Here is an 11,692-nt window from a genome sequence, read left to right on the forward strand (position 1 = left end):
ATGGATGCCTGATTCGTATCTACCTTATATTGGGCGTGCTGATATTATCGGTCTCGGCACGCATTTTTTATGTTTCACTTCGGAATGAAATATTAAGATATAAGAAAAAAGGGAAGCAGTGAATGATTCAAAGCTTTAACGCCTTGAAAGGGCAGGTTTAATAATTTTCCCATTTCCAGCTACCAGAAAAAAAGGCGCTAAATTCAGAATAATTTTCACCTGGAACCATTGAACAACCATTCCAGTATTTATAACTTCACTGCAAAATGGGATATTATTTAAATGCCTTTATCGGCAGATCAAGAGACATAAGTTGTATTTGCCAATCATACAATAAAGCAATGCCTGTGAGCCTGGGCCAGGACATTTCACTGATTCCTCTTACTAAAGATTTATTCGATCAGATAAATGAGTTGGGGGTCACCGAAAGCATCGGTGATTTTGAATATTTAACTGGCTCCATAGAATTGAATATATTAAGAGTTATAAAAGAAAAATCTCTCGCATATGTAGAAGTGACCTATTTTGGAGGAGAGGGCGGACAAACCGGAATAATTTGGAAAGATGGGAAACGAACCGTTGAATTAGCCTATGGGCAAGAGGTGATAAATATTATTTTAAGGGTCTTCGGGGTTATTGCCGAACATCCTCAAGATGAATTTGATACACTGGGCTTTGGGCGGTATCGGAATACTCAAGATTGGACTAAATCTGGTGATCATTCTCCAACAAAGGGCTAAGCGTTAATAAATCAATCAATGGGCCTATTACCAGCGTACAGTAGGTGATTAACAATTAAGTTTTAATAATGCTAATCCTCTCTCCTATCAATTTCATTCACTACCAAAGATTTCGAAACATACATAGCTCCTATTGTTTTCCTGAAGCTATTATAATGAGCCGTTCCTTCCTCAAATTTCAGCTGTGCTTTTTCGCACTTGCTGATAATGGAAGATATCGGTGGCAGTGCTGCCAACAATTCATCCTTCGTATATTTCTCTATCCTTTCACCCATTATCAGCGATTTCGAAATATACATCGCTTTTATCCTGTTCCTGAGAAGGGTATGCTGAGAGGTGCCTTCTTTAAATTTTGGTTGTATTTTTTCACATTTACTGATCGTTGAAGACAACACTTCCTTTGCTGCTAATAATTCTTCTTTTGTATATTTCATAACATTCAATACGCTACATGGGAAATTCCTCTTTCAATTTATTCAAAATATCGTCGAACTTTTTAAGCTGGTGGAATGGAATAGCTTGAACAGGCAATTTATTGACAGGCAACTGCATTAATGGATGTGTAAAGCGCTCAGGATTTTTTATATCCATTTTCTCTCTAACAGATAACCAGGCAAGTATCTCGTACGTAAAAACAAATTCTTTTACAAAGCTGAATTCTAAGGATGTGTCTTCATTAAAATTGGCCTGACTTAAATGATATTCACACATTTCGGTCACCATGTCATCCACTTCATGAAGGTTAGTGGTGTTCCATTTATCCAATACCTGTTGGTAAATTCCGAGTGTATGTGGATAGTTATAACCGGTATAATCTGCTGTTATATGGAATGCTTTATTGGCTATCTCTACAATAAACCAGGCTGCCTTTGCGGAAGACAATCCGCCTTTAAGAAATTTGTCAGACAACCCTTTATTGATAATGTTGATTACTTCATAGCTTTTATCATACCATTTTGCCCGCAGGCAATTACTGAGAAATAGCGCCATATCGGTGAACAGCAATTTAGGAGGATTAGCAGGATACTCTCTTGCAAAAATTTCCGCAATGACGCTTAGATAGTAGCCACTGGCGAAAAATGCAGCATCCGCAGAAAGCTCTTTCTCTGTCAATACCAGGTAAATGAATTTATTCCCATACCAGTTGTTCAATGTTTTCAAATCAACAATTACAGCTTTCTGCACTTTCGGTTCTTTCAGTATAATTTCAATCTGATGGTTGGGCTCTTGAAAATGAAAATTCTCTGCATTGGGATTATTGAACCAATCCTTTAATTCATTGACAACCTCCTGTTGCTTTTTTTCTGTTAGTGTCATATAACAATATGTTGAAGTTACTTTCCGAAAATGAAATTAGCTCCCGTTTGTAAAGGCTATCAGACCTCTCCCAAAAACAACCGTGCTTTTTGTCGTTGACGCCTACACTTGCTTCAATAATTATTTCAATCAATTAATCACCATTCATAAAAATATAGACACACCTATTACTTCTGATCGCATTTGCGATTTTAGCTATATCTGGAAATAGTTCTGTTTTTTGCTGAATAAAAAACATCCTCTTCCCATTTAAACCTACGGATAATTGCTAAAATTAACATTATACCAGTTGTTTTTAAAATAAGATCGTTTCAGTGTTGATCAATAACTCTCCGGTACCAGCCGCTGGCAACTCACAGCTATATCAAAATTAATATTCTGCTCCATCCGGATGGAGCAGAATATTAATTTTGATATAGCTGTATTCCTGACATCCTTCCCTGAATTGCCTTTCTGATAATTGTTATTGTTTTGCCATTGTAAAGGTTAACCTGTCTCCTGGCACGATTGTATTCTCCACATAATAGATCAATGTTTTACAATCATAACTGGCAATAGTGCCATTCAGAGTACCATCACTGGTTAAGATATTGCCATTCAGCTGCCAGGTGCCATGTTCCTTCTTTTCGGGTGTACAAATTGTGCCGGCATCGTTATAATCATAGGTTCCTTTACTATCCAGGGTTATTATATCGTCCTTTTCACAGGCGTCCATAAAAGCAAGATAATCAACAGCGGCAGCGGTTGCAGTCGACTTATACTGTAAAGCCGTAAGTTTATAGCCGCCGGAGAGGCTGGCAACATTAATACTGCACTCAGGAGAACCGCTTTTTTCCTTTTGACAGGAGAAAAATAAGCCGCTGACAGCCAATGACATTAAAGTCTGTTTCATGGTTTTTGTTTTCATATAATGTATTTAAATGGATATAACTTTGTTTGATAGTAATACCTGTTCTCTCCCCGGAACGTTGGGTAAACCGGAAAGAATATTTTTTTTGCGCGTTACCCAACCTTTATATGAAAAACAAGGTATTACCGGAAACGGTCGGCTATACAGCCACTCACAAGCCGGATAAAGAATATGCAAAACGGGCACCTTCAAATGAAAAATATCATATTAACTATCAGTATTGCCAGCCTGACGGCCTGCGGCACTTCCATCAAACTGGCTATTCCGGAAAAGTTTAAGCAACAGGCCACCATGCAACACGTGAACGGGGCGCGTGGTAATAAAATGTCGACCGGCGATTTTTCCACGTCGAAAATCAAGAGGGGTATTCATATCAGCTATCCGGTATGGAGCTGGGGAGGACGGGGATTTTTACTGGAAAACCTCCTTTTAAACCAGATTGGTATTCAGAAGAATGAAACTGTAACAAAGGAAAAAACAAAGTTCCGTTATACACTTTCTTCCGGGAAAAACAATGCAGAGGTGTACGCAGACGAAAAAGAAATTACCAAAAAACTGGAATATGAGCTGATTAACAGCAACAGCGTATTCAATAGCTTTGAGCAACTCCAGCAATATAAGTATATCTTTTCAGCGCTTATCAATATCAGCAACCAACAGCAGCGGGGACACTGGGAATTGATGATGACGAATATCTACGATAGAAATGCAGAAAATGACAAGAACCCTTTTACTTTTGTCAAACGGGGCGATAACGGATTGGCAACAAACGGACAGGATACCATCTTCATCAAACCACTGAGCATTAAACAAACGGCATTATCAAACGGCAAAACGGGAACGCTCCCATTTAAATTGTTATCTGGCTATGAACTGAGTACCGGCGATGGGGTGATTGCAATTATAGATCTGATAGACCGGAATATCTGGTTTTACAATGAATTGGAAGCCAGCGAAAAATTAACGGTCAGTGCTATCGCCACTGCTATTTTTGCAAGAAGGGTACATGATGAGAAATGGTGAGCATTGAATGTGCACAGAAATAGACGTACTGACTGTTGGAACAGGATTTAAATGATATCATCCGTGATTGCCTTAAAGGCGAAAGAAAAGCGCAGGAACGCCTGTACCGGCAGCTTTACGGCTTCGCTATGGCTATTGCGATGCGCTATGCGACCGACGAACATGAAGCGGCAGATATCACAGGGCAATCCTTTGTGAAGATGTTCCGGAGCATTCACTCCTATGATGCCGGGAAAGGCAATTTTCACGGTTGGTTAAAGAAAATCATTATCAATGAATCCTTGAACCTTATAAAGCAACGCAGTCGTTTCAGCAGCCTGGAACAGGATACGGAAGAAGTGCCCTTTGTGAATAACAGCATCATTGAAAAAACAGATGCAGCCGCCATCTTACAATTGGTAAGGCAACTTCCAAGGGCCACTCATGCTGTGTTTGTATTATATGCCATTGATGGTTACAGCCATCGCGAAATCGCTTCACAATTAAATATCAGCGAAGGGACCAGTAAATGGCATCTAAGCGAGGCAAGAAAAATTCTTCAACAAAAAATAACCGCGATCAAATCATAGTGAATAACACCACTCCATACGAAGATTTAATAGCAGCAAAGCTGGAGCAAATTCCTGTGCCGGATATGGCAGACAGTATTTGGGCTGGCATTGAAATGCAGTTGGATGTGGCGACATCACCGCCTGATCAGCATGAGCAACCTGCGCTCAGGTATAAAAGCACAACCCGGTATGGCGTAATCGGAGCAACGATCATAGTAATTGCAGCATTATTATGGTGGTATTATCATCAGCATCCAAGTACAAAAAATACTTTCCCCCGGAAACCCGATCCTACAGTAAAACAGGCGCCTCCCTTCACTGACAGTCCGGTGAAACCCAACCATAGTGTAAATAAAAGTACGCCTGTGATACCTATCACGACTAAAAAAGATACACTGCTGTTAAATAATGAGACCTTACATTCAAACAGGGACTCCTCCGGTTATCCCATATCTGTCCCATACTCCGTTCCTACAACACCGGACTCCGTGTTTCTGCCGATCAACACTTCCCCTGATCGTGTTTTTGATTCCATATATACCTTACCCAAATACCCTAAACCAAGAGGCGTGAAAGGCATCACCAGTGAGGATTACAGAATCTCTGTAAAACAGGATTCCATCAGGAAATAAGCAGGTGCTGTACAATTACTACTTTCCTGTCTCATACACTCTTCCGGGAGTTATCACATATTCTCCTCCCGTTCCTTTAAATACCATTGTATTCTTACCGGGCATTACTTCCGCATTAAAATTGCGATTACCTTTCACATTCCAGAAACCGGGTGTCATCCCCGTGAGTACTACTTCATATTCCTTTCCATCCTTCGGAATATTTAACGTGAAAGCGGAGCGGATAAAACCGGTGCTGTTACTCATTACTGTTATACGATCTGCTAATGTGATAATATAACTCTCACTGGTCTGATCAAATTTCAGCGGCAAAGGAGCAGCGTCGGCGGCTGTTAGCTGAAAAACAGTGAGGAAGCGATCCTGCAGGTGTGCTGCTTTGGGTGAAATCATAATGCGGTGGGCGCTGGCTTCCGGCTTATTGGAATTCACTTTATACGGAAATTCAAAAGTGCTGTTGGCTTTGTCTCCGCTTAAGATTTCTGTTTGCCGGTCGGCAGCGGACGGCACCAACATCTCCACAAAAGTTTTACCTTCTACTCCATTCAGTTCATTGTGCAGGACGATGCCATTACCGTTTTCTACGGGCGCTTTCAGCGTATTTATCTGCCAGTATTTCTTAAAATCAGGTCTGGAAGTAGTCATATCATCTGTTAAGATCACCACCGCCGGCACATCTGTTCTTCCAAGATTCAGAAAACAGAAGCCACGGGTATAACTACTCATTTTTGATGTATAGGCGGCCGTCAGATCTGCCTTAAAATAACTGAAGGAAGGTGCTTGTTTTGAGGGACCAAAATCGGATGACCGTACCTTTCCGTAATCAAACCAGGGATCGGACAGGGTTTCTTCGGGGGTCACCGGAAAACGCTGACTAAAGCGGGAACCGCCATCGTTTGCCTCTGTTCTGAACAGCAGCTTTTCATCGGGATCCCTGGCTAGCATCATACTATGCGAAATGGAACGTTTGTTGAAATTAAAATCGTAGGGAGTACCATAAGATAAATACAGACCGATACATCCAACCTGCATACCATGATAAAAAAGTTGTAATTCGCCGGCATCGGCATGCTGATGATTACCAAAATGATAACCTCCTCCTTTGATCGCCGCAATCACATCATTACTGCCAGGCTCATTATTCCAGCCGGTTCTTGCAATCATGGAACCCAATACCGGACCAAAATTTTTGGTAAGCGGCAGCGATGCCGGACTGGTGACCGCTTTCAGGTCAGGGTCATTCACCAGGAGAAAGAGTACCGGGTTATCGGGTAAACCACCTTCTCTTTCAAACTCCCCTTTTATCAACGGATTATTGGAATAAGCATAAGACAACAGCATGGTTTGTGGCTGCTTCCAATAGAAAGGCTTTCCATTGGTGTTTACATTGAATACATCTCCATCGTGCAACATAGCTCCATTGGGGAGCCGCATATAAAGCCAGTAGTCAGGCAGATTTTTGATATTCTCATCAAATACCGGTTTGCCGGTCATGCCATAGAAAAGCCACGCAGCGTGCATTTCCCAACCAAAGCGGTAAGCACCATAATCTACCCCCTGGTTATGCCGGGGCGACTGATACTCAAATTTCCGCATGGGTACCAATTGTTCCAGGATAACATAGGAGGTATATTTATAAGGCAGCGGATCTTCATCATATATGGCGATACTCATTGCCAGGAGGTCGCGGCTTACCTGGGCTTCATTACCATGGCCGTTGATGGCGCTGTTGTCAAACGGCGGCCAGCCAATTTCCATTTCCATAGACAGCCGCATCATATTTTTATAGAGTGCCTGCTTTTGAGTAGGGCTCAATAAATCATAGCACCAATCGTATACCAGTGAGCCTTTGTAAATAGCGCGACCTACTTCCCTGGTAATATCACCGTACTTCACATTCCCGAACTCCAGTACAGATAAGTAATCTGTCATGATGCGAACGGCTTCTTTTCCTATCTTTTTATCACCTGTCATGAGATAATAAAACGCTTTTGTTTCTGCGGTCCGCTCAATAGTATCATTATAAAACATTTCTTTATCCGGATGAAAGGAAAAATTAAAAGGTATGAGTGCTGTCTTTTTTACCTTTTCCCATACAGGCAGGTTTTCACCTTTGTTCAACCGGGCTTTTGCGACAGGCAATGTTTGTTCGTTTAGCCATAAGCGTGGTCTTGTTTTTGGTGGTACGATGGCGGGCGTATAATTCGCTGCTGCTTCCGGAACCGCTGGTGGCTGATATTCTTTCCATTCGATATACCCAAGACGTATACCTTCTGGCAACCAAAGTTTTATTTTCTGCGGCTGCCCCGTTAACTGGAATTTACCGGCTGTTTGCAGGGAATGATTCCAGGAATCAAAAACAATGCGTTGGGTAGGTCGCTGCTGATCGATCTGTATTTTAATATGAGCAGTGGGCAGCGGACCTTTCTTTATCAATTCCGGCAATGATACTGTGGTAGTGGCGTAAGTGATCATCTCATAGATACCTGCCTTCGGCACTTTCACGTCAAATACAACATCAGGAGCTGACTGCTCCGGGTTGGCTTCTTTTTTCAGTACCAGCCATTGAGTCGTATCGGAGATCCGCAAGGTTGTTTTTTCATTGATAGTGGCTTTGCCGGCGTTCCACCTGTTGGCAGGTAGCTGTTGCGAAAAACCTGTCAGCGATTGCAGGCATAAGAGTGCAGGTAGCCATGTGGCTTTACTTTTATCTATCACGTTCATCAGTTTATCCATCTTTAATATATTGGCGGGATGATTTTAAAGATAATATGATTTTAGTGATTTTTTGTATACAAAATAAAAGTCTCAGCGTAAACAAATATTAATAACAACCAAAGCTATCAACTGAGTAAGCTGCTACAATGACCCATCAGACCGCCATAGTACCAATAAATATGGTTTTTGAAAAAATACTTTTTTGTTTACAAATAATATGTATATTCGTAAACAATTAACCAGTATAGATAACTGGTAATTGCATCGCGGGCGACACCTTTTTAAATCCTGCCGAAAATGAAGATCTGATAAAGTGCCACGCAACATTTAAGAAGAGAAGCAAACACACAAACCAAAATTCTTCCTGACCTCATGGCCAGGATTACCAACTATTCACTTTTTCAAAAATAAAATCAGCCAATAAACGGGCATGCATCTCATACTGCCTGTTTAGTATACCAGCATATATAGATAAGAAGCAGGAAGTATGATTCAGTGAACGCTGATCTGGCTATGCTATGCTATGCTATGCTATGCTATGCTATGCTGTTAACAACATGCGAACGATTATCAACCAATATAAAAAACAAAAAAGAAAAGGTTATGCCAGGCAGGTAATCAGGGACAATGGAATCTATTCTGCTGCCATCACACGCTGATAACCGGTCTATGCGCAGCATCTTCCGGCTGACACAATTTTATTTTTAACCTGTAATTTAAAAATATGGTTTTCAACATCCATACCAACGGGATTTTCTATGCCTTATACAAACGGGGCGCTTCCTCCTTTCGTATAATGGCAACACTCACTTTACTACTGCTACTTCTGTTCAATGAAAGTTATGCACAGGAGACGCCCGCAGTAAACGGGAAAGTAACCGATAATAGCGGCACACCCATTCCCGGCGTATTGATAAAAGTATCCGGCACATCAATGGCTACCACCACCGACGACAACGGTGATTATCATTTCAAACAGGTACCCGCAGGCGCTACACTCCACTTTACCATGATGGGTTATGCACCGCAACAAATCAAAGCAGGCGCCCGGGTGGATGTACGTTTAAGCGCGGGCGTACGCCTGCTGGATGAAGTAATTATCAAAGATGGTTACCGCACCACTACCAGGGCCGCCAATACCAGCTCAATAGGTACCATCGGCGGCGCTGCACTGGAAAACAAACCCTTCTCTACCTTTATGCAATCCATGCAGGGACAGATAGCCGGCGTGGCCGCACCACTCACCAGCGGACAACCGGGAGGCAATGTCAGCATCCGCATCCGGGGCGTAGGTTCCCTTTCCCTCTCCTCCGATCCGTTGATTGTGGTAGATGGTATGATCGTTAACTCCGGTGCATTATCCGGCGCTGTTACTACCTCCAATGCACTCGCCGGTATTAACCAGAATGATATTGAAAGTATTGATGTGCTGAAAGATGCCGCCGCCACTGCATTGTACGGCTCACGTGGAAGCACCGGTGTGATCGTTATTACTACCAAAAGAGGAAAAACAGGAAAAACACAGGTGCGTGTAGATGCGGAAGCAGGTAACTCCACTCCAATGGATTTACCCGATGCCGGCAAACCATTGAATGCGGATCAATATGCTACCTTGTTCAAAGAAGCCCTCACCAACTCCGGTTATACCGACACACAGGTAAAAGAACTGGCCGATAAATATGGGCTGAACAGCGGTAAGAGCAACAACTGGTACGACCTGGTTACCCGCAACGGTAAACAGCAACAATACAATGTGAGCATAAATGGTGGAACCGAGAAATCAAAACTGTTTGCCTCCGCAGGCTATTTTGATCAGCAAGCCACCACTATTGGCGCCGATTTCAAAAGAATATCCGGCCTTTTCAACTTCGATCACCAGATCAATAAACGGTTTCAATTATCTACCGGTATCAACTTCTCCAATGTAGATCAGAATACACCTTACAGCACACAATACTCCGGTAATCCTACGTACGCCGCAAGAATATTAACACCGTTCCAGCGCGCATATAACGATGACGGTACCATTAATACCAGCATCACCGGGAATACGAATTTCCCCGGCGTATACAATCCCTTATGGATTGCGAAATACGATAATAAACGCCTGTCCGAATCCAGGGTATTGGGTAGCACGAAATTAAAATGGAATATCTGGGATCAACTGAATTATACCAGCTACTTTAGTATTGATTATAATTTACTGGAAGAAACGATTTTCCTGAATCCCACTATGGGTGATGGTGTAGCTGCTAAAGGAACCGGCAAGAACTACTATTCCCGCTACTTCAACTGGCTCACCCGGAACCAGCTGGATTATCGCTACGACATACCCGGTTATGACAACTTCTATGTAGCTGCATCTGTAGGATACGAGGCGCAAAAGTCTAAGAAATATTACCTGGTTGCCACCGCCAATGGCTTCCCCTCTGCCCACGAAGATCTGACAGCATTAGGCAATGCAGCTACGCCTACCACCGCCTACGCGATGAACAGCAACTATGCGTTTACATCTCTCTATTCCACTGCCAGCGCCAATTACAAAAACAAATATGCGCTCAATGCCTCCTTCCGAAGAGATGGCTCCTCCCGGTTTCCAAAAAATAACCGGAACGCCAGCTTCTACTCCATAGGCGGCACCTGGAACGTACAGGAAGAAACATTTTTCAAACAACAGCATATCCTTTCTTCGCTGAAACTGCGGTCGTCTTATGGCACCACCGGTAATGCCAACCTGGGCAACTACGACTGGATGCCGCAGGCCAGCTACAGCAGTAGCTACAGCTATGCCGGTTATAACGGTAGCCAGTATACGATTATTGGTAACAATGACCTGCGCTGGGAAACATCCAAAAAATTTGATGTGGGCACAGACATCGGTTTTACCAACGACCGGTTTATGCTGACCGTAGAATATTATTATAACAACATTGATGGCCTGATCCGCTCTGTAGCAACCTCCCCTACTACCGGTTTCTCGGGTGTGAGCCAGAACGTAGGCGCCATGGCCAACAAAGGCTGGGAGTTCACTATCAAGGGAGACGTGCTCAAAACGAAGCAGTTTAACTGGTACAGCAATTTTAATCTCGCCCTGAATAAAAATGTGATCACCAGCTTACCCAAAGGCACCAACGAACGCAACGACCAGTTTTACCTGAAAGAAGGTTACAGCTTCAATACTTATTACATGAAGGAATTTGCCGGTGTAGACCAGCAGACCGGAAGCCCTTTATACTACACTGATGGCGGCCATGGTACTACTACCACCGATATTTCCAAAGCGGCGTATGTAGTGCTCAACCGGCAGTCAGTTCCCAAAGCAATTGGTGGTTTCAGTAACGTATTTACCTATAAAGGCATCAGCCTCGGGGTGGATATCAACTATAACTTAGGCTACTGGGTGTATGGCGCGTCTGATATTTACTTTACCTCCGGCGCGTATTACAACTACAACAAGTACCAGTTTATCTACGACAGACGCTGGACCAAACCCGGTCAACAGACCGATGTGCCCAAATACTCCACTACCACCGATAACTCTACCAGCACCTACCGGCTGTATCGCGGCGATCATATCCGCCTGCAGAACCTCAGCCTGGGATATGATTTCAAAAACATCGGTTGGGTAAACCGCCTGGGGGTGAACAAGCTGCATGTATATGCAAGGGCCACCAACCTGTTCCTGAAAACTTTCGACGACCGTTTACCATTTGATCCGGAAGTAAATTATTCAGGATATGATTATCAGAACATGCTGAAATATAAAACATTCACCGTGGGCATTAATGTTGGACTTTAAATTTT

At 42.8% G+C, this 11,692-nt stretch carries 9 protein-coding genes; 5 read left to right on the forward strand and 4 right to left on the reverse strand.

Features of this window, described 5'->3' with window-relative positions; translation table 11 throughout:
- The first annotated feature begins 266 nt into the window (after positions 1-266).
- Positions 267-740 (forward strand): hypothetical protein, encoded by a 474-nt coding sequence (locus BMW79_RS32050; protein WP_143059313.1) that lies wholly within the window; start codon positions 267-269, stop codon positions 738-740.
- A gap of 71 nt (positions 741-811) precedes the next feature.
- Here BMW79_RS32050 and BMW79_RS32055 read toward each other — a convergent pair whose 3' ends face one another.
- The 3 genes from BMW79_RS32055 to BMW79_RS32065 form a co-directional block, all read right to left on the reverse strand.
- A complete protein-coding gene (locus BMW79_RS32055; protein WP_089903301.1) occupies positions 812-1,174 on the reverse strand; it encodes a hypothetical protein in 363 nt (120 codons plus the stop codon).
- 13 nt (positions 1,175-1,187) lie between these two features.
- The gene (locus tag BMW79_RS32060) at positions 1,188-2,057 is read right to left on the reverse strand and encodes a hypothetical protein (RefSeq protein WP_089903304.1); all 870 of its coding nucleotides are present in this window, start codon (positions 2,055-2,057) and stop codon (positions 1,188-1,190) included.
- Between the two features lie 463 nt (positions 2,058-2,520).
- Complete coding sequence (locus BMW79_RS32065) at positions 2,521-2,949, reverse strand: lipocalin-like domain-containing protein (RefSeq protein ID WP_177192420.1); 429 nt, start codon at positions 2,947-2,949, stop codon at positions 2,521-2,523.
- Positions 2,950-3,159: 210 nt separating this feature from the next.
- Here BMW79_RS32065 and BMW79_RS32070 point away from each other — a divergent pair, with 210 nt between their 5' ends.
- From BMW79_RS32070 to BMW79_RS32080, 3 genes are all read left to right on the forward strand, one after another.
- Positions 3,160-3,990: a hypothetical protein gene (locus tag BMW79_RS32070; RefSeq protein WP_089903310.1), complete on the forward strand. Its 831-nt coding sequence runs from the start codon at positions 3,160-3,162 to the stop codon at positions 3,988-3,990.
- Between the two features lie 35 nt (positions 3,991-4,025).
- Positions 4,026-4,559: an RNA polymerase sigma factor gene (locus BMW79_RS32075; RefSeq protein WP_245752764.1), complete on the forward strand. Its 534-nt coding sequence runs from the start codon at positions 4,026-4,028 to the stop codon at positions 4,557-4,559.
- Between the two features lie 65 nt (positions 4,560-4,624).
- Positions 4,625-5,173, forward strand: a complete 549-nt coding sequence (locus tag BMW79_RS32080; protein ID WP_143059315.1) for a hypothetical protein — start codon at positions 4,625-4,627, stop codon at positions 5,171-5,173.
- 18 nt (positions 5,174-5,191) lie between these two features.
- Here the strand turns inward: BMW79_RS32080 and BMW79_RS32085 are convergent, their stop codons facing one another.
- A complete protein-coding gene (locus BMW79_RS32085; protein ID WP_089903317.1) occupies positions 5,192-7,906 on the reverse strand; it encodes a hypothetical protein in 2,715 nt (904 codons plus the stop codon).
- A gap of 706 nt (positions 7,907-8,612) precedes the next feature.
- Between BMW79_RS32085 and BMW79_RS32090 the strand changes: the two genes are divergently transcribed.
- Positions 8,613-11,687 carry a SusC/RagA family TonB-linked outer membrane protein gene (locus BMW79_RS32090; RefSeq protein ID WP_089903320.1) on the forward strand — a complete coding sequence of 1,025 codons (3,075 nt, stop codon included), beginning with the start codon at positions 8,613-8,615 and terminating at the stop codon, positions 11,685-11,687.
- Positions 11,688-11,692 lie beyond the last annotated feature (5 nt).

Origin of the sequence: Chitinophaga arvensicola, assembly GCF_900110835.1 — a bacterium.
GTDB lineage: Bacteria > Bacteroidota > Bacteroidia > Chitinophagales > Chitinophagaceae > Chitinophaga > Chitinophaga arvensicola.

Excerpts from the sequence above, each read along its gene's own strand:
- BMW79_RS32050 (WP_143059313.1), top strand. The coding sequence starts at position 267 with ATGGGATATTATTTAAATGCCTTTATCGGCAGATCAAGAGACATAAGT.
- BMW79_RS32055 (WP_089903301.1), bottom strand. The coding sequence starts at position 1,174 with ATGAAATATACAAAAGAAGAATTATTAGCAGCAAAGGAAGTGTTGTCT.
- BMW79_RS32060 (WP_089903304.1), bottom strand. The coding sequence starts at position 2,057 with ATGACACTAACAGAAAAAAAGCAACAGGAGGTTGTCAATGAATTAAAG.
- BMW79_RS32065 (WP_177192420.1), bottom strand. The coding sequence starts at position 2,949 with ATGAAACAGACTTTAATGTCATTGGCTGTCAGCGGCTTATTTTTCTCC.
- BMW79_RS32070 (WP_089903310.1), top strand. The coding sequence starts at position 3,160 with ATGAAAAATATCATATTAACTATCAGTATTGCCAGCCTGACGGCCTGC.
- BMW79_RS32080 (WP_143059315.1), top strand. The coding sequence starts at position 4,625 with ATGGCAGACAGTATTTGGGCTGGCATTGAAATGCAGTTGGATGTGGCG.
- BMW79_RS32085 (WP_089903317.1), bottom strand. The coding sequence starts at position 7,906 with ATGGATAAACTGATGAACGTGATAGATAAAAGTAAAGCCACATGGCTA.
- BMW79_RS32090 (WP_089903320.1), top strand. The coding sequence starts at position 8,613 with ATGGTTTTCAACATCCATACCAACGGGATTTTCTATGCCTTATACAAA.